This is a genomic window from Streptomyces sp. NPDC002994 (assembly GCF_040611155.1).
Taxonomy (GTDB): Bacteria; Actinomycetota; Actinomycetes; order Streptomycetales; family Streptomycetaceae; genus Streptomyces.
In genome coordinates, this window is the sequence record NZ_JBEXNQ010000051.1 from 1 (window position 1) to 23,350 (window position 23,350).

Genomic DNA, 23,350 nt, shown 5'->3' on the forward strand with positions numbered 1-23,350 from the left:
GCCGCCGCGCGCGACCGGCGGGCGGGCGGGCGCGAGGCGCTGGTGGAGCGGCTCGGGGCGATGCGGCGCGAGGAGGCGTACGCCGCCGAACGCGAGCGGGAGCTGACGGCGCGGCTGCGGGTCTCGACGGGCGGCTCCGAGTGGCAGGGGCTCGACGTCGAGCTGGCCTGGGCGCGAGACGACCACGAGCGGGCCACGGCCCGCTGCGCGGAGCTCAGCGCGCGCCTGTCGGCTCTGGACGCGCTGCCCCGGCCGTCCCGGGGGCGGCCCCCGGCCCCGGACTCGTGGTTCCGCGCGGAGCCGCCGGCGGAGGGTTCATTTCCCCACCCCGCTCCTCAAACGCCGGAGGGGCTGAATGTGCCGCGTCCGGGGGCCCGGGAGCCCAAGCGCCGCCCCCGTGGGGCCCGTTACGCCGGGCTCGACGATGACGACGGGAGTGCCGACTTCGCGATGCCCGCGGCGCCTCCCGCTCAGGCCGCCGCTCCCCGGGGAGCCCGTTACGCCGGGGTGGAGGAGCCGAAGTCCGCGACCTCCGAGGATCCTGCCGCCGTCGCCCGAGACGTCCGCGCCGTCACCGACACCGTCGCCGTGCTCGTACAGCTGCGTGCCCAGGGGCGTACCGGCGAGGCGCACGTGCTGCTCTGCGAGGCCGCCGGGTGGCCCGCCGCGCGGCTGCCCGTGCTCGCCGGCGCCCTGCACAGCGCTGGGCTCGGCGCCGACTGGCCCACCCTCCTGTGGGAGGCGGCCTCACTGCCGCCCGACCGGGTCGCCGCCGTCGCCGCGGCGCTCGACCGCGCGGGGCTGGGTGAGGACGGCCGGCAGCTCCTGCGGCAGGGCGTCGCGCGCCCCGCCCCGGAGATCGCGGCCGCGCTGCTCGCCCTGGACGACTCGGGTGGCCACGAGCGCGAAGTGCGGGCGCTGGTCGACGCGTTCGTCCGCGTACGCACGCCCGAGGACGTCGCCCAGGTCGCGCGCACCGACCCCCGCCGCCTGTCCGCGCTGCTGCTCGACGCCGCGCGACAGGTGTCGCAGAGCCGGTACCGGGACGTGGTCCACGCCCTGCGCGTGGCCGGCGCCGCGCCGTAACCGCAGCAAGTCCCGCAGCGAGTCGCGTGAACATCGCGACGCCCCCGTGTCACCCCCTCGGGTGCGAAACGTGATCGACTCTGCGGGTTGACGACGATGGTCTTGCCCCACTCCCCGCCGGGGCTTACGTTCATCCCTCTACGTCCCGAATCTACGGGCGTAGAAGGTCTCTGACGTCCCGTTGAAGGAGACAAGTCATGGCCAACGTCGTACGCGCCGCACTCGTCCAGGCGACCTGGACAGGCGACACCGAATCCATGATCGCCAAGCATGAGGAGCACGCCCGCGAGGCGGCCCGGCAAGGCGCGAAGATCATAGGGTTCCAGGAGGTCTTCAACGCCCCGTACTTCTGCCAGGTGCAGGACGCCGAGCACTACCGGTGGGCCGAGTCCGTCCCCGACGGGCCGACCGTCCGCCGTATGCAGGACCTCGCCCGCGAGACCGGCATGGTCATCGTCGTCCCCGTCTTCGAGCGCGAGCAGTCCGGCTTCTACTACAACACCGCCGCCGTGATCGACGCCGACGGCAGCTACCTGGGCAAGTACCGCAAGCACCACATCCCCCAGGTCAAGGGCTTCTGGGAGAAGTTCTACTTCAAGCCGGGAAACCTGGGCTGGCCCGTCTTCGACACGGCGGTCGGCAAGGTCGGGGTCTACATCTGTTACGACCGCCACTTCCCCGAAGGCTGGCGCCAACTCGGCCTCAACGGCGCACAGATCGTGTACAACCCGTCCGCCACTCACCGCGGCCTGTCCGCCCACCTCTGGCAGCTGGAGCAGCCCGCGGCGGCCGTCGCCAACGAGTACTACGTCGCCGCCATCAACCGGGTCGGCCAGGAGGAGTACGGCGACAACGACTTCTACGGCACCAGCTACTTCGTCGACCCGCGCGGCAAGTTCGTCGGCGAGACGGCGAGCGACAAGGAAGAGGAACTCGTCGTCCGGGACCTGGACTTCGACGTCATCGAGCAAGTACGTCAGCAGTGGGCGTTCTACCGGGACCGCCGGCCCGACGCGTACGAAGGACTGGTGAACCCGTGACCCACCACGTGAACAACCTGCTCGGCCGCCACCAGTCCGTCATGCCCGACTGGCTCGCCCTCTACTACCGGCAGCCGATCGAGATCACCCACGGCGAGGGCCGGTACGTATACGACGCCGACGGCAAGCGCTACCTCGACTTCTTCGGCGGCATCCTCACCACCATGACCGCCCACGCGCTCCCCGAGGTCGCCAAGGCCGTCAGTGAGCAGGCCGGTCGCCTGATCCACTCCTCGACGCTCTACCTCAACCGCCCGATGGTCGAGCTCGCCGAGCGCGTCGCCACCCTCTCCGGCATCCCCGAGGCGCGGGTCTTCTTCACCACCTCCGGCACCGAGGCCAACGACACGGCGCTGCTCCTCGCCACGACGTACCGCCGCTCGAACCAGATCCTGGCGATGCGCAACAGCTACCACGGCCGGTCCTTCTCCGCCGTGTCCATCACCGGCAACCGCTCCTGGTCGCCGACCAGTTTGTCCCCGCTCCAGACGCTGTACGTCCACGGGGGCGTCCGCAGCCGCGGACCGTACGCGCAACTCTCCGACGCGCAGTTCATCGAGGCGTGCGTCGCCGACCTCGAAGACGTCCTGGGGCAGGCCGGCGGCCAGGTCGCCGCGCTCATCGCCGAACCCGTGCAGGGCGTGGGCGGGTTCACCTCCCCGCCCGACGGTCTGTACGCCGCGTTCCGCGAAGTCCTCGACCGGCACGGCATCCTGTGGATCACGGACGAAGTGCAGACCGGGTGGGGGCGTACGGGCGAACACTTCTGGGGCTGGCAGGCCCACGCCCAGAACGGCCCGCCGGACATCCTCACCTTCGCCAAGGGCATCGGCAACGGCATGTCCATCGGCGGCGTCGTCGCCCGCGCCGACGTCATGAACTGCCTCGACGCCAACTCCATCTCCACCTTCGGCGGCAGCCCCATCACGATGGCGGCCGGCCTCGCCAACCTCAACTACCTCCTGGAACACCATCTCCAGGACAACGCCCGCCGCGTGGGCGGCCTCCTCCTGGAGCGGCTGCGCGCCATCACCGCCGGCGTGCCGTGCGTACGCGAAGTCCGCGGCCGGGGCCTGATGGCGGGCATCGAGCTGGTCAAGCCCGGCACCGACGAGGCGGCGCCGGAGACGGCGGCGGCCGTACTCGAAGCCGCGCGCGAGGGCGGCCTGCTGATCGGCAAGGGTGGCGGCCACAACACCGCCGTGCTGCGCGTCGCCCCGCCCCTCACGCTGAACGTCACGGAGGCGGAAGAGGGCGCGCGCATCCTCGAAAAGGCCCTGAGGAACGCTCAGTGAGCCGCGGAGCCGCCTCCCGGGGCGGCTCCGCCCTGAGGGGCGACCGGGCGACACATTCGTCACAGGTGATTAACAGCCACGGTATTGCCACGGTGGGTGACATGCTTCTACGGTCTCCTGCACACGTGGTTCTACGGGTGTAGACCGAGAACGGTGCAAGTTCGACAGGCGGCGGGTCCCCCGGCTGCGCGGGCGTCCGGTCCTGCTGCTCGGGAAGGGGCAGGAATCGTGAACCGTACTGTTGTCCGTGGAGGGCTCGTCATCACGGCCTCCGACGAAACCCACGCCGACGTCCTCATCGAGGACGGGCGCATCGCCGCCCTCGCCTCGCACGGCAGCAGCGCGGCCGGCGCCTGGACCGCCGAACGTACGATCGACGCCACGGGGAAGTACGTCATCCCGGGCGGCGTCGACGCGCACACCCACATGGAACTGCCCTTCGGCGGCACCTTCGCCTCCGACACCTTCGAGACGGGGACGCGGGCGGCCGCCTGGGGCGGCACGACGACCATCATCGACTTCGCCGTGCAGAGCGTCGGCCACGCCGTACGGGAAGGCCTCGACGCCTGGTACGCCAAGGCCGACGGCAAATGCGCGATCGACTACGCCTTCCACATGATCCTCTCCGACGTCAACGAGCACTCGCTCAAGGAGATGGACCTGCTGGTGGGGGAGGGGATCACCTCCTTCAAGCTGTTCATGGCGTACCCCGGCGTCTTCTACAGCGACGACGGTCAGATCCTGCGCGCGATGCAGCGGTCGGCGGCCAACGGCGGGCTGATCATGATGCACGCCGAGAACGGCATCGCCATCGACGTCCTCGTCGAGCAGGCGCTGGCCGACGGCCGCACCGACCCGCGCTACCACGGAGAGGTACGCAAGGTCCTCCTCGAAGCCGAGGCGACCCACCGCGCGATCCAGCTCGCACGCGTCGCGGACGCCCCGCTGTACGTCGTGCACGTATCGGCGGAAGAGGCCGTCGCGGAGATCGCCGCGGCCCGCGACAAGGGGCTCAACGTCTTCGGCGAGACCTGCCCCCAGTACCTCTTCCTGTCCACCGACAACCTCGCGGAGCCGGACTTCGAGGGCGCGAAGTACGTGTGCAGTACGCCGCTGCGGCCGCGCGAGCACCAGGCCGCGCTCTGGCGGGGCCTGCGGACCAACGACCTCCAGGTGGTCTCGACGGACCACTGCCCGTTCTGCTTCACGGGGCAGAAAGAGCTGGGCCGGGGCGACTTCTCGAAAATCCCCAACGGGCTGCCCGGCGTGGAGAACCGCATGGACCTCCTCCACCAGGCCGTCGTCGACGGGCACATCTCGCGTCGCCGCTGGATCGAGATCGCCTGTGCGTCCCCGGCCCGCATGTTCGGCCTCTACCCGAAGAAGGGGACGATCGCGCCGGGCGCCGACGCCGACGTCGTCATCTACGACCCGCACGCCGAGCAGACCATCTCGGCGGACACCCACCACATGAACGTCGACTACTCGGCCTACGAGGGAAAGCGGGTCACCGGGCAGGTGGAAACGGTGCTCTCGCGCGGCGAACTCGTCATCGACAACCGTGAGTTCACCGGCCGGGCGGGACACGGCCTCTACACGCCCCGATCCACGTGTCAGAACCTGAACTAGGAGGTCCGCCCATGGACTTCGGACTCGTCCTGCAGACCGACCCGCCCGCATCGGCGGTCGTCGGCCTGATGCGGCGCGCGGAGCGCAACGGCTTCCGCTACGGCTGGACCTTCGACTCCGCCGTGCTGTGGCAGGAACCCTTCGTCATCTACAGCCGCATCCTCGAACACACGGAGCGGCTGATCGTCGGACCGATGGTGACCAACCCCGGCACCCGCACCTGGGAAGTCACCGCCTCCACCTTCGCCACTCTGAATGAGATGTACGGCAACCGAACCGTGTGCGGCATCGGCCGCGGCGACTCCGCGATGCGCGTCGCGGGTCGCAAACCCAACACCCTGGCCCGGCTCGGCGAGGCGATCGGCGTCATCCGCGACCTGGCCGAGGGGCGGGAGGCGGACGTCGGCGGGCAGCGGCTGCGGCTGCCGTGGGTGCGGGACGGCAAGCTGCCGGTGTGGATGGCGGCGTACGGGCCCAAAGCGCTGGAACTGGCCGGGCAGAAGGCGGACGGCTTCATCCTCCAGCTCGCGGACCCGTTCCTGACGGAGTGGATGGTCAAGGCGGTACGTACGGCCGCGTCGGACGCGGGACGGGACCCGGCGTCCCTCACCATCTGCGTCGCGGCCCCGGCGTACATCGGCGACAACCTCACCCACGCGCGGGACCAGTGCCGGTGGTTCGGCGGAATGGTCGGCAACCATGTCGCCGATCTGGTCGAGCGGTACGGCGAACACTCCGGGCTGGTGCCGGAGGCCCTGACGGCGTACATCAAACAGCGTCAGGGCTACGACTACAGCCATCACGGGCGGGCCGGGAACCCGGACACCGCCTTCGTGCCCGACGAGATCGTCGACCGCTTCTGCCTGCTGGGGCCGGCCGAGGCGCACATCGAGAAGCTCAAGGTGCTGCGGGGGCTGGGCGTCGACCAGTTCGCGGTCTACGACATGCACGACGCGCGTGAGGAGACGATCGACGCGTACGGCGCCGAGATCATCCCCGCACTGAATTCCTGATCCACCAGGGAAGGGTCCCGCCGCCATGACCGCAACTGTCCCCAGCGATCCCCCACCCCCGATATCCCCCGCAGCCGACCCGGAGGGCCGCGTCGAGCTCGCGCCCGGCGCGGCCGGCTCCGACAGCCGCTTCGTCAACGACGATCTGCTCCCCGTACCGGTGGAACGCAGGCGCTGGACGACGTACAACTTCGCGGCCCTGTGGGTCGGCATGGCCCACAACATCCCCTCCTGGCTGCTCGCTTCGGGACTTGTCACGCTCGGCATGGACTGGAAGCAGGCCGTCTTCACGATCGCCCTGGCCAACGTCATCGTGCTCTTCCCGATGCTGCTCACCGGGCATGCGGGCCCGAAGTACGGCATCCCCTTTCCGGTCCTCGCCCGCGCCTCCTTCGGGCTGCGCGGGGCCAATCTGCCCGCGTTGATCCGGGCCGGGGTCGCGTGCGCGTGGTTCGGCATCCAGACCTGGATCGGCGGATCCGGCATCTTCGTGCTGCTCGGCAAGATTTTCGGGGGCTGGGCGGAGGCGTCGCGGATCGCCGGGCATCCGTGGACGCTGTGGCTCTGCTTCGTCCTCTTCTGGGCGCTCGAACTCGCCATCATCTACCGGGGGATGGAGGCCCTGCGGCGCTTCGAGAACTGGGCGGCGCCCTTCGTCATCGTCGGCGCGCTGGTCCTCCTCGGGTGGATCACCTGGAAGGCGGGCGGGCTGGGGCCGTTGCTCGACCAGCCGTCTTCGCTGGGCTGGGGCGAGGACTTCTGGAAGGTGTTCTTCCCGTCGCTGATGGGAATGATCGCCTTCTGGTCGACACTTTCGTTGAACATCCCCGACTTCACGCGGTTCGGGGCGGGGCAACGGGCGCAGATCTGGGGCCAGTCGCTGGGCCTGCCGACGACGATGACGCTCTTCGCTCTGCTCTCGGTCTTCGTGACCTCCGGGTCGCAGGCGGTGTACGGCGCGGCGATCTGGGACCCGGTGGCTCTCGCCGCCAAGACGGACAACGTCTTCGGTCTGCTTTTCGCGCTGGTGACGGTGCTGATCGCGACGATCTCGGTCAACATCGCGGCGAATGTCGTGTCGCCGGCGTACGACCTGGCCAACCTTGCCCCGAAGTTCATCAACTTCCGTACGGGGGCTCTCATCACGGGCGTTGTGGGGGTTGTCATCATGCCGTGGAAGCTCACGGCCACCCCCGAGCTGTACATCTTCACCTGGCTCGGCCTGGTGGGCGGGCTGCTGGGTACGGTCGCGGGGATCTTGATCGCCGATTACTGGATCATCCGCCGCGCTGTCCTGGACCTGGCCGACCTCTACCGCCCCGGCGGCCGCTACTGGTACGCGAACGGCTGGAACTGGCGGGCGCTGGCCGCGTTTGCCACGGGCGGGGTGCTGGCTGTCGGGGGCTCGCATTCCGCCCCCGGGAAGGGGCCTTTCCCGGAGAACGGGCTGATCCCCTTCCTCAGGCCGCTGGCGGACTATGGCTGGGCGGTGGGGCTGGCGGCCGCGTTGGTGGTGTACGTCGCGCTCATGTCCGCGGCGAGGCCGGACCCGGCGGATGTGGCCCCGGCCCACCGCTCCTCGGCTTAGGGGGAGCCCTCCACGGGGCGGGTGCGGTACGGGTGGCCTGCGGCGCGTTCCCCTACCCGCCGCCTCCCGCCCCTTCCCGCTGTGACATTTTGCGGCTCGCCCGCGTGGTGGGGGCAAGCCCCCAGCCCCCAGCCCCCAGACAACGTGGACGCCCTCCGGGCGTGTCCTCAAACGCCGGACGGGCTGGATGTGGCTGCGTTGGATCCGCAGAGTGCGGCAGCCCCGAGCTGGGGCCAAGCCCTCAGCTCGGACGAGCCCCCTGGGCAACTTCAGCCCCTCCGGCGCTTGAGGAGCGAGGTCTGGGGCAGCGCCCCTACGCGGCGGAGCCGCAAAGTGTCACAGCGGGAAGGGGTGGGTCGGGGAACAGCGCCGCAGGCGCCCCTACGGGCGTACCGCGGCGACCACCCACACGCCGGCCCGCATCACCACCCCCCGCCCCGTCTCGTAAGGCCGGAGCGCGTCCTCCATCGCGGCACGGGTTGATGCCGCGACCGAATCCCCCGTACCCGCCCGGGACACCAGGAAGTCCACCGCGTCGGCAGCGTCCCGCCCCCACACCGTCGACCCCATCACCGGCGTCACCGTCACCTTCGCGAAGCCCGCCTCGCCCAGGACCTCATGGACGCGGGCGGGGACGGACAGCGAGCCCATCGCGCGCCGCAACTCGATCTGGCTGTGCTCCGGTTGCCCGGTCAGGGAGCCGAGCAGGCCCAGTGTCCGGGCCTCCTCACCGTCCGGTTCGGGCGGCTGCGGGCAGATGAAGGCGAGCCGCCCGCCGGGGCGCAGCGCGCGGCCGATGTGGGTGAAGGCCGTCGCGTGGTCCGCGAAGAACATCACCCCGCCCCGGCTGATCGCCACGTCGTAGGCCGCCGGCGGGAACGGATGGCTCTGCGCGTCCCCCAGTTCGTACACGATCCGCGCATCGTCGGTCGAGGCGCGCGCCCGCTCGATCAGCGGCCGCGAGATGTCCACGCCCACGACGCTGCCGTGCGCGGCGAGGCGCGCGGCGAGCCGGGTGGTCTGGCCGCTGCCACAGCCGATGTCCAGGACGCGATCGTGCTCGCCGATCGCGGCGGCTGTGAAAAGGGCGTCGTTGAAGCCGGACGTCATGGCGTCGTAGCGGTCCTGGTGCTCGGCCCAGTGCGCGCCGACCGGTCCGTCCCACGCTTGGGCGATGGTGTTCACAGGGTCTCCTCGACGCGCTCGACGGCGGTGATCGCGCCGTACGCGACCAGATGCACCAGACAGTGGTCGGAGTGCTGCGGCGTCCGCCACGCCGTGACGTCGTCCCCGGTGATGTCGTTCGGGGCGAGCGCGGCCAGCAGGGCGAGCCGCGCGCCGGGGCGGTCGTCCCGGCCGGGCAGCCAGTCGCCGGTCACCGGCGGAGGGGTGACGCCGTCCCAGTCGGACACCGTCTTTCGTACGTACGCCTGGTCGTCCTCGGACAGCAGCCCCGCTCCCGTCAACGCCGCCTCGCGCAGCGCGCCGTACGCCACCGCGATGGGCGACCCGGGCGCCGCCCATGACGGCTCCGGCCCGGACATCTCGAGCAGGGGCAGGCTGTCGCCGGGGCGGAGCTCGCGCTTGATGGTGTCGGCGAGGTGGCGGCCCGCCGTGGTGCCGAGGAAGCGGAGTTTCTGCTCGTGGCTCGGCAGGGAGTTGTCGGAGAGCAGCGCGGACGCGATCCGGTTGATGAAGTGGAAGGTGAGGGCGGTGCCGATGTACTCGGCGGCCTGCTCCGGCGGGAACGGAGGCGGCCCCGCGTCCGCGCCGATCGCCTTCCCCCACTGAAGCAGCCGGGCGTGCGCCGGATCGGCCGGTGTGTCGCCGCGCCCGATCGTCTCCGCGAGGACGTGGTCGCCACCCGCGTACAGCAGCAGGGTGTGCGCGTTGATGCAGAAGTGGCAGTTGTTGGCCAGCGAGACGCCTGTGGCGACGAGCTCCTTGTTCGTACGGGACGCCTGCCCCGCCAGCAAGGACTCGCGCACCAGCGCCCAGAATCCGGTCATCAGCGGGGTGGAGGGTGACAGTACGGCGAAGGTCGATGCGCCAGGGACACCGAAATCGGTGATCAGCTGGGCGTAGACGTCAGCGGCGACTCCGGTCGCGGAGTCGGGTGCTGCGGGCGAAGTGAAGCGGAAAGGTCCGGTCATGGGGACGATGCTCGCCCGCCGGCCGGGTCCCCGTCGTCGTACGCCGGGAGGCATTGCGGACTGCGCCCGGCGTGCGGGGTCGCGGCCGGGCTACTTCCCCGGAAGTAGCCCCAAAGCCCTCAGCGGGGAGGACGCGCGGGGCGGAAGCGGCGTCTAGGGTGCGGTTCATGCGGGCGGATCAGCGGGAGCGGCACGAGCAACAAGGCTGGCGGACTGGGTTCATCGACGCGGCATTCGCTGCCGTCATCGGCGGCGCGGTCCTCATCGCCGCCTTCGCCACGTCCGGCCCCGGACCAGCTCCCGCCGACGTAGTCCTGATCACCGCAGGCTCCCTGGCTCTCGCCGCCCACCGCCTGGCCCCGGTGCCATTGCTGGTCCTCACCGCCGCCTGCATGCTCGGTTACGTCGTACACGCCAATCCGGGGACTTCGGCGGCCTTCCCGGTCATCGCCGGGGTGCACGCCGTGATCAGGGCCGGGCACCGGGCGGCGGCGATCGCGGTGAGCGTCGTCTTCCTCGTGGGTTTCTTCCTCGCGAGCCCGTCGGGGGACGGGATCGAGCGGACGCTGCTGCTGCACGGCTGGTTCATCTGCGCCGGGGTGACGGGACTCATCGACAAGAACTGGCAGGCGTACCTCCACCAGACCGAACAGCGCGCGGCAGAGGCCGAACGGACGAAGGAAGAGGCCGCGCTGCGCAGGGCGGGGGAGGAGCGGCTGCGGATCGCGCGCGAGCTGCACGACTCGCTCACCCACTCCATCTCGATCGTCAAGCTCCAGGCGGGAGTCGCCGTACATCTCGCGCGCAAGCGGGGCGAGGACGTGCCGGAGGCGCTGCTCGCCATCCAGGAGGCCAGCGGCGAGGCGATGCGCGAGCTGCGGGCGACGCTGGAGGTGCTGCGTACGGACGTCGTCGCGCCGGGCAGCGGCCTCGCCAGGCTCGGCGAGCTGGTCGAGCGGGCCCGTACGGCCGGACTCGCGGCGTCGGTGACCGTCACCGGGGCCGAGCGCGCGCTGCCGGACGACGTCGACCGGGCGGCGTACCGCATCGTCCAGGAGGCGCTCACCAATGTCGCCCGGCACGCGGGCCGGGCGAAGACCACCGTGGAACTCGCCTACGCCCCCGACCACTTCTCCATCCGCGTCGAGGACGAGGGCTCGGCCGCCCCGACCGCGTCGGGAGGGCAGCTGCCTCCGCTCCCCGGCACCGGCCTGACCGGCATGCGGGAGCGCGTCACCGCCCTCGGCGGCACCCTGCACGCGGCCCCGCGCCCCGGCGGCGGCTTCTCCGTACGTGCCGAACTGCCCCTGGAGATACGGTGAGTGGTGTGAGCGGTGTGAGCGGTGTGAGTGATGCGAGCGGTGATGTGATCCGGGTCCTGATCGTCGACGACCAGGCGCTCATGCGGGCCGGATTCCGCGCCCTGCTGGCCGCCGAGGACGACATCGACGTCGTCGCCGAGGCCGCCGACGGCCGCCAGGGCCTCGAACTGGCCCGTCGGCACGTCCCCGACGTCGCACTCGTCGACGTACAGATGCCGGTGATGACCGGTATCGAGACGACCCGCCACATCGCCGCCGACCCGGCACTGGCCGGGGTGCACGTCGTCATCCTCACCAACTACGGCCTGGACGAGTACGTCTTCGACGCGCTGCGCGCCGGGGCCGCCGGGTTCCTCCTCAAGGACACCGAACCGGCCGACCTCCTCCAGGCGGTCCGCATCGCGGCCCGTGGCGACGCGCTGCTCTCACCGTCCGTGACCCGCCGTCTCATCACCGAGTTCGTAGCCCGCCCACCCGACCGCCGCACCGCCCCCGGCTTCGAGACGCTCACCAAGCGTGAATGCCAGGTCGCGGCGCTGGTCGCGCACGGTCTGACGAACGAAGAGATCGCCGAGCACATGGTGATCAGCCCCTTCACCGCCAAGACCCACGTCAGCCGCGCGATGATCAAGCTGGGGGCCCGCGACCGCGCCCAGCTTGTCGTCTTCGCCTACGAGTCGGGGCTGGTGACGCCCAAGGGGGCACAGGCCTGAACCCTCACAGGCCCGAACCCTCAAGCCTACGAAGACGGAGCCGCACCGCATGTTCACCACCCGGCCGACTCTCCAGGGCACCTTCGGCATGGTGTCCTCCACCCACTGGCTCGCCTCCCAGTCGGCCATGGCCGTACTGGAGGGCGGCGGCAACGCCTACGACGCCGCCGTCGCCGCCGGCTTCGTCCTGCACGTCGTCGAGCCGCACCTCAACGGGCCCGCCGGCGAGGTGCCGATCCTTCTGGCGCCGGCGGGTGGCCAGGTACGGGTGCTCTGCGGGCAGGGGCCCGCGCCCGCGGGCGCGAGTGCCGGTCACTACCGGGCGCTCGGACTCGGCCTCGTCCCCGGGACCGGGCCGCTCGCCGCCGCCGTGCCGGGAGCGTTCGACGCGTGGATGCTTCTGCTGCGGGACTACGGCACCAAGTCGCTCCGCGAGGTGCTGCGGTACGCCATCGGGTACGCGCGGGACGGGCACCCGCCCGTCGAGCGGGTCGGCGAGACCGTGGAGACCGTACGCGCCCTTTTCGAGGAGGAGTGGACCTCGTCCGCCGAGGTGTACCTGCCGGGCGGCAGGGCGCCCGCTCCGGGCGAGCTGCTGCGTAACCCCGCTCTCGCCGCGACCTGGCGCCGCGTGATCACCGAGGCCGAGGCGGCGGGCGGCGAGGACCGGGTGAAGCAGATCGACGCGGCGCGGGCGGTGTGGCGCGAGGGGTTCATAGCCGAGGCGCTCGTACGGCAGGCCGCGCGCCCGACCATGGACACCAGCGGCGCCCGGCACACCGGGACGCTGACCGCCGCCGACCTGGCCGGCTGGTCCGCGACGTACGAGGCGCCCGCGACGTACGACTGGAACGGCTGGACGCTGTGCAAGGCGGGCGGCTGGAGCCAGGGGCCCGCCTTCCTCCAGCAGCTCGCGCTGCTGCCGCCGGAGCTGCCGGCCTACGGCTCCGCCGCGTACGTTCACCTCCTGATCGAGGGGTGCAAGCTGGCGATGGCCGACCGGGAGGCCTGGTACGGCGACGCCGCCGAGGTGCCGGTCGACGCGCTGCTCTCGGCTTCGTACAACGCTGAGCGGCGCGCTCTGGTGGGGGACAAAGCGTCGCTGGAGCTGCGGCCCGGGAGTCCCGGTGGGCGTACGCCCGTGCTGAGCGCGCACGCGCGGGCTGTCGCCGCGGGGGAGCCCGGATTCGACGCCGTGGGTGCTACGGCCGCTGCCGCCGCCGGTGCCGCTGCCGCCGCCGGTGCCGGTGAGCCGACCGTCGCCAAGGACGGCTCCACCCGCGGGGACACCTGCCACCTGGATGTCGTCGACCGCTGGGGCAACATGGTCGCGGCCACGCCGAGCGGCGGCTGGCTCCAGTCGAACCCGGTGGTTCCCGAGCTCGGCTTCCCGCTCGGCACGCGGCTCCAGATGGCCTGGCTGGACGAGGGGCTGGCGAATACGCTCACGCCGGGCCGGCGGCCCCGCACCACCCTGACACCTTCGCTGGCGCTGCGGGACGGGGTGGGCGTGCTGGCCTTCGGTACGCCGGGTGGTGACCAGCAGGACCAGTGGCAGCTGCACTTCTTCCTCGCCGTCGCGCTCGCCGGCTCCTCGGCGTCGCGCGGCGGGTTCGATCTCCAGGGGGCCATCGACGCCCCCAACTGGCACACCGACTCCTTCCCCGCATCCTTCTACCCGCGCGGGATGCGGCCGGGGAGCGTAACCGTCGAGTCGCGCATGGACGCGGGCGTCGTCGAGGAGCTGCGGCGCCGGGGCCACGACGTGACGGTCGGCGGGCCCTGGTCGGAGGGGCGGCTGTGCGCGGTCGCGCGCGATCCGCGGACCGGAGTGCTGTCCGCCGCCGCGAACCCCAGAGGAATGCAGGGTTACGCGGTCGGGCGCTGACGGCACTGCGAGTTGTCGGCATTGTCAGCGGGTCGTGCTTTGCTGGACGCATGATCGATGACAAGTTGTCCGACGTCGAAGAGGCCGTGCGCAAGGCGGCCGCCGCCGAGATCGTGCCGCGGTACCGGCAGCTCGCCGCGCACGAGATCGTCGAGAAGACCGGGCCGCACGACCTGGTCACCATTGCCGACCGGCAGGCCGAGGAGCACCTCACCGCGTCCCTGACCCGGCTGCTGCCGGGATCCGTGGTCGTGGGGGAGGAAGCGGTCCACGAGGACCCGGCGGTGTACGAGGCGCTGCGCGGCGACGCGCCGGTGTGGATCGTGGACCCGGTGGACGGGACCCGGCAGTTCGTGCGCGGCGAACCGGGCTTCTGCACGCTGGTCGCCCTCGCGCACCGGGGAGAGGTGCTCGCCTCGTGGACGTACGCGCCCGCGCTCGACGAGATGGCCGTGGCGGTGCGGGGCGGCGGGGCCCGGCTGAACGGTGAGGTGCTGCGGGCGGGCATCCCGGGCACGGGCGCGACGCTGCACGTCGCCACGTCCCATCCGGACTTCACGACGGAGCAGCAGAAGACGGCGCTGCTCGGGCTGAACGTGAAGGGCGTCGAGGCCCGCCCCTGCGGATCGGCCGGGCTTGAGTACCTGGCGGTGGCCCGGGGAGACCTGGACGCGGTGGCGTTCTCGTGGGAGCTGGCCTGGGATCACGCGGCGGGGCTGCTGCTGGTCGAGGAGGCGGGCGGTTCGCACACGACCGTCGCGGGGGAGCGGTTCCGGCTGACGGGCGGCAACGCGCTGCCGTTCACGGCCGCCCGGGACGCGGCCACGGTCGCGCGGGTGGTGCGGCTGCTGGGTGGCGGGGCGGCGTAACGGAGGGATGGGCGTCATGGCCGGGTGGGTGTTGTGGCCTGGTGGACGTGTACTTCCGGCCAACCCACCACCCCACCGCCCTCCCGCCGTCCGCGCCAACGGGGCCAGGAATATCCTGGGGCTTCCTGGCCATCGGCTGACGAAGGAGTCCGAAGGTGCCGTCGATGCTCGATGCAGTCGTCGTAGGGGCGGGGCCCAACGGACTGACCGCCGCTGTCGAACTTGCCCGCAGGGGCTTCTCGGTGGAGGTGTTCGAGGCGCTGGACACCGTGGGGGGTGGCGCCAGGACCGAGGAGCTCACGCTGCCCGGTTTCCGGCACGACCCCTGTTCCGCCGTACACCCGCTGGGTGTGGGGTCGCCGGCCTTCAAGGCCATGCCGCTGGCCCGGTACGGGCTTCAGTGGCTGCACGCCGAGCTGCCCATGGCCCACCCCTGGGACGACGGCACGGCCGCTGTGCTGTCCCGGTCGGTCGCCGAGACCGCCGCATCGTTCGGCGCGCGGGATGCCGGGACGTACCGGCGGCTGGTGGCGCCCTACGTGGCGAAGTGGGACACCCTGGCCCGGGACTTCATGTCGCTGCCCTACACCGCGCTGCCCCGCGACCCCCTCACCCTGGCCCGCTTCGGTATGGACGGGCTGCCGCCCAGTACGTGGCTGATGCGCCGGTTCCGGGACGACAAGGCGCGGGCGCTGTTCGCCGGACTCGTCGCGCATGTCATCGCCCCCCTCGGTGGCCTCGCGACGAGCGCCATCGGGCTGGTCTTCGCTCTTGCCGCGCATGCCGGCGGCTGGCCGATGCCGCGGGGCGGGTCGCAGTCGATTTCGGACGCGCTCGCGGCGTATCTGCGTGACCTCGGCGGCGTGGTGCACACCGGGTTCGAGGTCAAGCGGCTGGACGACCTGCCGCCCGCCCGCGCGTACGTCTTCGACACGTCGCCCACCGCGCTGGCGCGGATCGCCGGTCTCGGCCGGGCGTACGAGAACTACCGGTACGGCGCGAGCGTGTTCAAGATTGATTACGCGCTGGACGGGCCGGTGCCCTGGACGGCCGAGGAGGCCCGGCGGGCCGGCACCGTCCAAGTCGGCCCGACCAGTGGCGAGATCGGCACCGTACTGAAGCAGGCCTCGGGGGGTACGGCCCCCGGGACGCCGTTCCTGATCACTGCTCAGCCGAGCCTGGTGGACCCGTCCCGCGCCCCCGAGGGCAAGCACGCCTTCTGGGCGTACGGGCACGTCCCGCACGCCTGGGAAGGCGACCTCACGGAGGCGATCGAGCGGCAGATCGAACGCTTCGCGCCCGGCTTCCGCGACCGGGTGCTTGCCAGGGCGACCGCCGGACCGCCGCAACTGGCCGCCCGCAACGCCAATTACATCGGCGGGGACATCGCATGCGGCGCGGCGTCGGGACTTCAACTGCTGCTGCGGCCGAAGGTCTCTCTCTTCCCGTACGCGACACCCCACCCGGCGGTCTTCATCTGCTCGTCCGCGACTCCGCCGGGGCCGGGCGTGCACGGCATGTCGGGACACAACGCGGCGAAGGCGGTCTGGCGGCGGCTGCGCGCGGCCTGAAACGCCGGTGTACGCGCAGGCAACACCCGTCGCGGCAGCTCGCGTTCATGAATCGACGAATGAGAACGCTGGTGGTGGGCGGGGCTGGTGGGGCGCTGCTCCTGGGGGCGGGTGTCGCTGACGCGGACGGCCGTGGCTGGCTACCGCGTGCTCACAAGGTGCGGGTCATGCTGCCGAAGGGTGCGACGACGCCCCGAGCGTTACACCGACCCCGCGCTGAGCGGGGGCGTGGAGGGTACCTGGCGAAGGCGCCGGGAGCGAAACCGCCGACTACGCGGGCTGGCCCCATCGCCGCCGCCAGTAAGACCCGCCCTGCCCGCGCCACCATGGAAGTCGCTTCGCTCGCCGTGTCCGGCCGGCTGGTCGAGGTCGAGGTGACGGCGGCGTACCCGAAGCGGTAGTGGTCGAGCGGTAGGGGGAGGATGGTCCCATGACGGCCATCACCCTTGTCCGCGGTGACATCACCGAGCAGCACGTCGACGCCATCGTGAACGCCGCCAACTCCTCTCTGCTGGGTGGCGGCGGCGTCGACGGCGCGATTCACCGCAAGGGCGGTCCCGCCATCCTGGCCGACTGCCGCCGCCTGCGTGCCTCCCGGTACGGCAAGGGCCTGCAGACAGGGCAGGCGGTCGCGACGACGGCGGGACGGCTGAACGCCCAGTGGGTGATCCACACGGTCGGGCCGGTGTGGCAGCCCGACCAGGACCAGTCCGAGCTCCTCGCCTCCTGCTACCGCGAGTCGCTGCGGGTGGCGCGCGAGCTGGGGGCGGCGAGCATCGCGTTCCCCGCCATCTCCACCGGTGCCTTCCGGTGGCCGATGGATGACGGCGCGCGCATCGCCGTCCGTACGGTCCGGGAGGCGGCCGGCGGCTCGGTCACCGACGTGCGGTTCGTGCTCTTCGACGAGACGGCGTACGAGGCGTTCGAAGCAGCCCTGGCCGCCGCACCTTGATGTCGGATTCTCGCCAGCCCGGGCGCCCCGCGGTGCCCGATGCTTGAGCCATGCACACCGACACCGAGCGTTGCGTACGTGCCGTGCGGTCCAAGGACTCGCGCTTTGACGGCTGGTTCTTCACCGCGGTCCTGACCACCCGGATCTACTGCCGTCCCAGCTGCCCGGTCGTGCCGCCCAAGGTCGAGAACATGACCTTCTACCCCAGCGCGGCAGCCTGCCAGCAGGCCGGATTCCGGGCCTGCAAGCGCTGTCGGCCGGACACCAGCCCCGGCTCCCCTGAGTGGAACGCCCGCGCCGACGTCGTCGCCCGCGCGATGCGCCTGATCGGCGACGGTGTCGTCGACCGCGAGGGCGTGCCCGGACTCGCGGCGCGCCTCGGATACAGCACCCGGCAGATCGAACGCCAGCTGCTGGCCGAACTCGGCGCGGGGCCGCTCGCCCTCGCCCGCGCCCAGCGCGCCCAGACCGCCCGCCTGCTGATCGAGACGACCCCGCTGGCCATGGCGGACGTGGCTTTCGCCGCCGGATTCTCGTCCGTGCGTACGTTCAACGACACGGTGCGTGATGTCTTCGCGCTGTCGCCCAGTGAACTGCGCAGCCGCGGCAAGAGGGCGCCCCAGACGTCCGGCGCGATCTCCCTGCGACTGCCGTTCCGCGCCCCGCTCAACCCCACCAACCTCTTCGGCCACCTCGCCGCGACGGCGGTGCCCGGCGTCGAGGAATGGCGCGACGGGGCCTACCGGCGCACGCTCACCCTTCCGTACGGCCACGGCATCGCGACCCTCACGCCGCAGCCGGACCACATCGGCTGCCTGCTCTCGCTCACCGACCTGCGCGATCTGACCATCGCCATCAGCCGCTGCCGTCGGCTGCTCGACCTCGACGCCGACCCGGTCGCCATCGACGACCAGCTACGCACCGATCCGCTGCTCGCCCCGCTCGTCGACAAGGCCCCGGGGCGCCGGGTGCCGCGTACGACCGATACAGCGGAGTTCGCGGTACGTGCCGTGCTCGGCCAGCAGGTCTCGACGGCCGCCGCCCGTACGCACGCGGCCCGCCTGGTCACCGCCCACGGCACGCCCGTCGACGATCCGGCCGGCGGGCTCACCCACCTCTTCCCGGCCCCGGCCGGCCTGGCCGCGCTCGACCCCGAGGCGCTTGCCTTGCCGCGCAGCCGCCGCACCACTTTGACCACGCTGGTCGCCTCGCTCGCCGACGGCAGCCTGAAGCTCGGCGTCGACAGCGACTGGGAGCGGGCCCGCGCCCAGCTGATGGCGCTGCCCGGCTTCGGGCCCTGGACGGTCGAGGTGATCGCGATGCGCGCGCTCGGGGACCCGGACGCGTTCCTGCCGACGGACCTGGGGATCCGGCGGGCGGCGCGGGAGCTGGGGCTGCCGTCCACCCCGGCGGCGTTCACGGCGCGGGCGGCGACCTGGCGGCCCTGGCGGGCGTACGCCGTCCAGTACCTGTGGGCCACCGACGACCACCCGATCAACAACCTCCCGGTATGAGGGCGACATGAACGTGAAGCAGCACAGTGTGGTTGACAGTCCGTACGGTCCGCTGACGCTGGTCGCGACGGACGGCAAGCTGTCGGGCCTGTACATGACGGACCAGCGCCACCGGCCGCCGGAGGAGTCCTTCGGGGACCGGGAGCCGGGGATCCTGGAGGAGGCCGTCCGTCAGCTCGACGCGTACTTCGCGGGGGAGCTGAAGGAGTTCGACCTGGAGCTGTGCCTGGACGGCACGCCGTTTCAGCGGAGCGTCTGGGCGCAGCTCCAGCGGATTCCGTACGGCGAGACGTGGACGTACGGCGAGCTGGCCGAGCGGCTGGGCAATCCGGCGGCGTCCCGGGCGGTGGGCCTCGCCAATGGCAAGAACCCGGTCGGGATCATCGTGCCGTGCCACCGGGTCATTGGTGCTGCGGGCAGCCTTACCGGGTACGGGGGTGGCTTGGACCGGAAGCGGAGGCTGCTGGCGTTCGAGGCGGGGGCGGCGGAGGGCCAGCTCTTTTAAGGGGCGCGGGCCCCTGCGGGGAGCTTTCCCCACCCCGCCCCTTCCCGAACTGGGGCAAGCCCCACGCCCGGACGCCCTCCGGGCGTGTCCTCAAACACCGGACGGGCTGGAATTGCCGCAGGGCGGCTGAGTTTTGCGGCCGGGGCCGCGAAACCGCCCTGCCCGGCACATTCAGCCCCTCCGGCGTTTGAGGAGCGGGGTCTGGGGCGGAGCCCCTCACGCGGCGGAGCCGCAAAGTGTCACAGCGCCCGCCGCAGGCGACGGCCGGCTAGTCGGTCACCGGGGTGAACGGGGTCGGGGGCTGCCCCGTCCAGCGGTGGAGGACCGCCCGTGCGGTCTGCTTCGTGACGCCGTCCTCGACCACCGTGCCCGCCTCCACCAGGTAGTAGCGACCGTCGCCGATCGAGATCAGACCGTACTGGCCCCCCGACTCCCACCCGTACGTCCCCGACGCCTCATGGTGCAGCCCCGCGCGCAGCAACGGCAGCAGCTCTCCCCGCTCCGGCTTCGGCTGCCCGGTAATCGGCCCGGTGACCGGCCGCTTCGATCCGTCGGCGATGAAGAGCGAGTAGTTGGGGAACTGCGGCTTCGCGCCCTTGTAGACGGCCATCAGCCAGTTGCCCGTGTACTCGTCGTACTCCAGATTCTGCACGCCGTACCGCGTGTTGCCGGTGCGCACGAAGTACTTCCCGTCGACGTTGTCCGGACCGCTGGTGTGCGGCGCGCTCTCCGGCAGCGGGCGCTCGTACTTGCGCCACTTGCGCACGTCGTACTGGAGCAGGACCTGGTGGTCGTTGTCCTGCCGCTTGACGTTGGAGTAGATGCCGTAAGCGACCGTCAGGACCTGCCTGCCGTTCCTGGTGCGGCCGCTGCGGTCGAGTTCGGGGCCGAAGGCCACTCCGTCGATCCCGCTGCAGCCGTACCGGTGGTCGGGGGTGTTCGCGGTGTCGCCGTCGAACTTCCCGTCGCCGTTCATGTCGGCCGTGTAGTCGTCCACGACCTCCTGGAGGTGGACCGTCGACACGACGTCGCTGGTCCGCGCGTCCATGTCCATGCGGTCGATCCGGTCCACATCCAGGATCGCGATGTAGAACGCCTTCGCCGCCTTGTACTCCAGCGAGCCGTAGACCCGCCCGTCCTTCGCGTTGAAGTCCAAGTCGCCGAGGTGTCCGGTGAATCCGGATACGGAACCGACCGGATTGCCGCGCAAATCAGTCTTGACGAGGAGGTTGGTGAAGGAGAAGTACATGAATCCCTTGTGGCGGTCCACCGCCACGCCCTGCACATGTCCGGCTCTCCACGCGCCGCCCTTTATCTCGGCGGGCAGGTGTCGTGCCTTGGACACCGCGATGGGTTCTGCCGCTCCGGCCGTGAGGGTGCCCTGAGCCACAAGGGCCCCAGCAGCAAGGACAGTCAGGACTCCGCCGGCGAAGGTGCGTCGCATGGGCTCTCCAGGTTTCGTCGAGGAACGAAGCGGAACAGACGTGGAGCGAAGGAGTGGGGGATGCCGGGCACGCTAGAACGCGCTGTGGTCCGCTCGGTGCACTCCGGTGCAACACCGGGTGAAGGCACTGAGTCAACAGACCGTAGGCGGCACGGCGGTTGGCGGACAGGCTTGATTCAGCCGAGCGCCAGCCGTGCCGTACGGTGGGCCAGTTCGGTGATCCGTACGCCGTCGAAGCCGAACACCGCACTGCGCACGGTGTCCTCCAGCGGTCCCGTCCACTGCGGCCCGATCCCGCCCGCCCCGTACAGCACCCCGGCCACCGAGCCGGCCGTCGCGCCGTTGGAGTCGGTGTCCAGGCCGCCGCGCACGGTGAGCGCGATGGTCCGGGTGAAGTCGCCGTCGCCGTACAGCAGTCCGGCCGTGATGACGGCGGCGTTCGGGACGGCGTGGATCCAGCCGAGCCGGCCCGTCTCCTCCTCCATCGCGGTGAGCGTGTCCTCCCAGGCCGCTCCGGCCGCGTGCAGGGCGAGGGTGTGGCGGACCGTACGGGCGAGCCGACTGCTCGCGGGTACGCGCTCCAGCGCGATCTCCAGCGCGGCGCGCGGCCCGGAGGCGGTGAACGCGGCGGCGATCAGCGCGGCCGCCCACATCGCGCCGTACACGCCATTGCCGGTGTGCGACAGCACGGCGTCGCGGCGCGCCAGCGCGGCTGCCCGTTGCGGGGCGCCGGGGTTGGTCCAGCCGAAGATGTCGGCGCGGATCAGGGCGCCGATCCACTCCTGGTAGGGGTTCTCGTAGGTGGCGGTCAGCGGCGGCTTGAGGCCGTTCGCGAGATTGCGGTACGTCGCCCGCTCGGCGGTGAAGGTCTGCAGGTACGGCAGGCGCAGCAGCCACAGTTCGCCGACCTCCTCGGTGGTGAAGGCGAAGCCGTGGGTCTCCAGCAGGTGCAGACCGAGGATCGCGTAGTCGATGTCGTCGTCCCGGCAACTGCCGCTGATCCTGCCGCGTACGCAATGCGGCCATTCGGGGCGCAGTTCGAAGCCGGGTGTTCCGGGCGGGGGCTCGGGCAGGTAGTCGGTGAGGGGGAGGGCGCTGGTCAGCCGCAGATAGCGGTCGATGCGTGCCCGCGTCCAGTAGTCGCCGCGCTCCACGGGCTTGCCGAGCATGTTGCCGGCGATTCTGCCCAGCCAGCCGCCGAGAATCCGGTCGGCCGTGTGCGTGCTGTGTGGAGTCATGGGTCGGGTCTACCCACTTCCGGTGGTCGAACATGGGAGGTTTGTGTGGTTTTCACTGGTATGCGAGAGAGGTGGAACGCGCAATGAGGCGTTGTACGCGTGCACTGGTGGCCGCCGGTTGAGTGACGTTGTTCGATCATGTCGGTACGCATGACGACCCACTATGGGTGCGAAAAGATGACAAATCGGGTTGGCGCGCCGTCCGGGGCGCCGGGCCGCGGTGGACACCCATGGGCAGGGGGGCCTATCTGCGGATATGGTCGGGGCGGCGCGACTGCCTGTTCGAAAGCAAGGGATAGCAAGTGACGGACGGAGCAGTAACTGAGACCGCCCGCGTGCTCGTCGCGGCGGACAAGTTCAAGGGCTCGCTCACGGCCGTGCAGGTCGCGGAGCGGGTGACGGCCGGGCTGCGGCGGATCGTCCCCGACGTTGTCGTCGAGGCTCTGCCTGTGGCCGACGGCGGCGACGGCACGGTGGCCGCGGCGGTCGCGGCCGGGTTCGAACGCCGGGAGGTACGGGTCACCGGACCGCTCGGCGAGCAGCTCACGGCGGCGTTCGCGCTGCGCGACGGCACCGCCGTGGTCGAAATGGCGGAGGCCTCGGGCCTCCAGCACCTCCCCGAGGGCGTATTCGCGCCGCTCACCGCGACGACGTACGGCTCCGGCGAACTGCTGCGGGCCGCGCTCGACGCGGGTGCCCGCACGATCGTCTTCGGCGTCGGCGGCAGCGCCTCCACCGACGGCGGCGCGGGCATGCTGGCCGCGCTCGGCGCCCGCTTCCTGGACGCGGCCGGCGAGCCGGTCGGTCCTGGCGGTGGGGGCCTGCGCGACCTGGCCACCGCCGACCTGTCGGGCCTGGACCCGCGTCTGGCCGACGTGGACCTGGTCCTCGCCAGCGACGTGGACAACCCGCTGACGGGCCCGAAGGGCGCGGCGGCGGTGTACGGCCCGCAGAAGGGCGCCACCGAGGAGGACGTGGCCACGCTCGACGCGGCCCTGGCGCACTACGCGTCCGTACTGGGCGCGGAGCACGCGGACTCGCCCGGCGCGGGTGCGGCGGGCGGCATCGGCTACGGCGCGCTCATCGCGCTCGGGGCGAGCTTCCGCCCCGGCATCGAGGTCATGCTGGACGTGCTGGGCTTCGCCGACGCGCTGTCCCGGGCGACCCTGGTCATCACCGGTGAGGGCTCGCTCGACGCGCAGACCTTGCACGGGAAGGCGCCGGCGGGTGTGGCGACGGCGGCGCGTGCGAAGAATGTCGAGGTCATCGCGGTGTGCGGGCGGCTCGCCCTCCCGCCGGAGGTCCTGGGCGCGGCGGGCATCCGCCGTGCGTACGCGCTGGCGGACCTGGAGCCGGATCCGGCCCGCTCGATGGCGGAGGCGGGCCCGCTGCTGGAACGAGTGGCGGAGAACATCGCCCGCGACTTCCTGACCTGACGGTCCTGGGGGGCGGGTGCCCCTGGGGCGCTGCCCCAGACCCCGCTCCTCAAACGCCGGAGGGGCTGAAGTTGCCCAGGGGGCAATATCCAGC

At 71.6% G+C, this 23,350-nt stretch carries 19 protein-coding genes; 15 read left to right on the forward strand and 4 right to left on the reverse strand.

What is annotated here, in order from left to right; genetic code table 11:
• From ABZX79_RS36745 to ABZX79_RS36770, 6 genes are all read left to right on the forward strand, one after another.
• Positions 1–1,086 (forward strand): hypothetical protein (locus tag ABZX79_RS36745; RefSeq protein WP_355268063.1); only part of this gene is annotated, 1,086 nt, incomplete at its 5' end.
• A 197-nt stretch (positions 1,087–1,283) separates the two neighbouring features.
• Complete coding sequence (locus ABZX79_RS36750) at positions 1,284–2,126, forward strand: nitrilase-related carbon-nitrogen hydrolase (protein ID WP_355268066.1); 843 nt, start codon at positions 1,284–1,286, stop codon at positions 2,124–2,126.
• A gap of 8 nt (positions 2,127–2,134) precedes the next feature.
• Positions 2,135–3,421, forward strand: a complete 1,287-nt coding sequence (locus ABZX79_RS36755; protein ID WP_355268110.1) for an aspartate aminotransferase family protein — start codon at positions 2,135–2,137, stop codon at positions 3,419–3,421.
• A 225-nt stretch (positions 3,422–3,646) separates the two neighbouring features.
• Complete coding sequence (gene hydA / locus ABZX79_RS36760; protein ID WP_355268113.1) at positions 3,647–5,050, forward strand: dihydropyrimidinase; 1,404 nt, start codon at positions 3,647–3,649, stop codon at positions 5,048–5,050.
• A gap of 11 nt (positions 5,051–5,061) precedes the next feature.
• Positions 5,062–6,063 (forward strand): TIGR03842 family LLM class F420-dependent oxidoreductase, encoded by a 1,002-nt coding sequence (locus ABZX79_RS36765; RefSeq protein ID WP_355268069.1) that lies wholly within the window; start codon positions 5,062–5,064, stop codon positions 6,061–6,063.
• Positions 6,064–6,088: 25 nt separating this feature from the next.
• Entirely contained in the window at positions 6,089–7,651 is a 1,563-nt protein-coding gene (locus ABZX79_RS36770) for an NCS1 family nucleobase:cation symporter-1 (protein WP_355268072.1), read from the forward strand.
• A 381-nt stretch (positions 7,652–8,032) separates the two neighbouring features.
• Here ABZX79_RS36770 and ABZX79_RS36775 read toward each other — a convergent pair whose 3' ends face one another.
• Both ABZX79_RS36775 and ABZX79_RS36780 read right to left on the reverse strand, forming a co-directional pair.
• Positions 8,033–8,836 (reverse strand): class I SAM-dependent methyltransferase, encoded by an 804-nt coding sequence (locus ABZX79_RS36775; RefSeq protein WP_355268075.1) that lies wholly within the window; start codon positions 8,834–8,836, stop codon positions 8,033–8,035.
• Positions 8,833–9,804: a carboxymuconolactone decarboxylase family protein gene (locus ABZX79_RS36780; protein WP_355268078.1), complete on the reverse strand. Its 972-nt coding sequence runs from the start codon at positions 9,802–9,804 to the stop codon at positions 8,833–8,835. The genes ABZX79_RS36775 and ABZX79_RS36780 overlap by 4 nt, the downstream gene beginning before the upstream one ends.
• Before the next feature lie 167 nt (positions 9,805–9,971).
• Between ABZX79_RS36780 and ABZX79_RS36785 the strand changes: the two genes are divergently transcribed.
• The 8 genes from ABZX79_RS36785 (at position 9,972) to ABZX79_RS36820 (ending at position 19,138) form a co-directional block, all read left to right on the forward strand.
• On the forward strand, positions 9,972–11,126 hold the full coding sequence (locus ABZX79_RS36785) for a sensor histidine kinase (RefSeq protein WP_355268081.1): 1,155 nt from the start codon (positions 9,972–9,974) through the stop codon (positions 11,124–11,126).
• Positions 11,127–11,170: 44 nt separating this feature from the next.
• Positions 11,171–11,839, forward strand: a complete 669-nt coding sequence (locus ABZX79_RS36790; RefSeq protein WP_355268116.1) for a response regulator transcription factor — start codon at positions 11,171–11,173, stop codon at positions 11,837–11,839.
• Between the two features lie 49 nt (positions 11,840–11,888).
• Positions 11,889–13,727, forward strand: coding sequence for a gamma-glutamyltransferase (locus ABZX79_RS36795; RefSeq protein WP_355268084.1), 1,839 nt, complete (start codon positions 11,889–11,891; stop codon positions 13,725–13,727).
• A 50-nt stretch (positions 13,728–13,777) separates the two neighbouring features.
• Positions 13,778–14,596, forward strand: a complete 819-nt coding sequence (locus tag ABZX79_RS36800; RefSeq protein ID WP_355268087.1) for an inositol monophosphatase family protein — start codon at positions 13,778–13,780, stop codon at positions 14,594–14,596.
• A gap of 155 nt (positions 14,597–14,751) precedes the next feature.
• A complete protein-coding gene (locus tag ABZX79_RS36805) occupies positions 14,752–16,167 on the forward strand; it encodes an NAD(P)/FAD-dependent oxidoreductase (protein ID WP_355268090.1) in 1,416 nt (471 codons plus the stop codon).
• A gap of 430 nt (positions 16,168–16,597) precedes the next feature.
• Entirely contained in the window at positions 16,598–17,119 is a 522-nt protein-coding gene (locus ABZX79_RS36810; RefSeq protein ID WP_355268093.1) for an O-acetyl-ADP-ribose deacetylase, read from the forward strand.
• 50 nt (positions 17,120–17,169) lie between these two features.
• Positions 17,170–18,633: an AlkA N-terminal domain-containing protein gene (locus ABZX79_RS36815; protein WP_355268096.1), complete on the forward strand. Its 1,464-nt coding sequence runs from the start codon at positions 17,170–17,172 to the stop codon at positions 18,631–18,633.
• Positions 18,634–18,640: 7 nt separating this feature from the next.
• The gene (locus ABZX79_RS36820; protein ID WP_355268099.1) at positions 18,641–19,138 is read left to right on the forward strand and encodes a methylated-DNA--[protein]-cysteine S-methyltransferase; all 498 of its coding nucleotides are present in this window, start codon (positions 18,641–18,643) and stop codon (positions 19,136–19,138) included.
• A gap of 268 nt (positions 19,139–19,406) precedes the next feature.
• Here the strand turns inward: ABZX79_RS36820 and ABZX79_RS36825 are convergent, their stop codons facing one another.
• Positions 19,407–20,582, reverse strand: coding sequence for a hypothetical protein (locus ABZX79_RS36825; protein ID WP_355268102.1), 1,176 nt, complete (start codon positions 20,580–20,582; stop codon positions 19,407–19,409).
• Positions 20,583–20,758: 176 nt separating this feature from the next.
• Complete coding sequence (locus ABZX79_RS36830; RefSeq protein ID WP_355268104.1) at positions 20,759–21,820, reverse strand: ADP-ribosylglycohydrolase family protein; 1,062 nt, start codon at positions 21,818–21,820, stop codon at positions 20,759–20,761.
• 302 nt (positions 21,821–22,122) lie between these two features.
• Between ABZX79_RS36830 and ABZX79_RS36835 the strand changes: the two genes are divergently transcribed.
• A complete protein-coding gene (locus tag ABZX79_RS36835) occupies positions 22,123–23,256 on the forward strand; it encodes a glycerate kinase (protein ID WP_355268107.1) in 1,134 nt (377 codons plus the stop codon).
• Positions 23,257–23,350: the final 94 nt, after the last annotated feature.

Excerpts from the sequence above, each read along its gene's own strand:
- ABZX79_RS36750 (WP_355268066.1), top strand. The coding sequence starts at position 1,284 with ATGGCCAACGTCGTACGCGCCGCACTCGTCCAGGCGACCTGGACAGGC.
- ABZX79_RS36765 (WP_355268069.1), top strand. The coding sequence starts at position 5,062 with ATGGACTTCGGACTCGTCCTGCAGACCGACCCGCCCGCATCGGCGGTC.
- ABZX79_RS36770 (WP_355268072.1), top strand. The coding sequence starts at position 6,089 with ATGACCGCAACTGTCCCCAGCGATCCCCCACCCCCGATATCCCCCGCA.
- ABZX79_RS36780 (WP_355268078.1), bottom strand. The coding sequence starts at position 9,804 with ATGACCGGACCTTTCCGCTTCACTTCGCCCGCAGCACCCGACTCCGCG.
- ABZX79_RS36785 (WP_355268081.1), top strand. The coding sequence starts at position 9,972 with ATGCGGGCGGATCAGCGGGAGCGGCACGAGCAACAAGGCTGGCGGACT.
- ABZX79_RS36795 (WP_355268084.1), top strand. The coding sequence starts at position 11,889 with ATGTTCACCACCCGGCCGACTCTCCAGGGCACCTTCGGCATGGTGTCC.
- ABZX79_RS36800 (WP_355268087.1), top strand. The coding sequence starts at position 13,778 with ATGATCGATGACAAGTTGTCCGACGTCGAAGAGGCCGTGCGCAAGGCG.
- ABZX79_RS36810 (WP_355268093.1), top strand. The coding sequence starts at position 16,598 with ATGACGGCCATCACCCTTGTCCGCGGTGACATCACCGAGCAGCACGTC.
- ABZX79_RS36815 (WP_355268096.1), top strand. The coding sequence starts at position 17,170 with ATGCACACCGACACCGAGCGTTGCGTACGTGCCGTGCGGTCCAAGGAC.
- ABZX79_RS36820 (WP_355268099.1), top strand. The coding sequence starts at position 18,641 with ATGAACGTGAAGCAGCACAGTGTGGTTGACAGTCCGTACGGTCCGCTG.
- ABZX79_RS36825 (WP_355268102.1), bottom strand. The coding sequence starts at position 20,582 with ATGCGACGCACCTTCGCCGGCGGAGTCCTGACTGTCCTTGCTGCTGGG.
- ABZX79_RS36830 (WP_355268104.1), bottom strand. The coding sequence starts at position 21,820 with ATGACTCCACACAGCACGCACACGGCCGACCGGATTCTCGGCGGCTGG.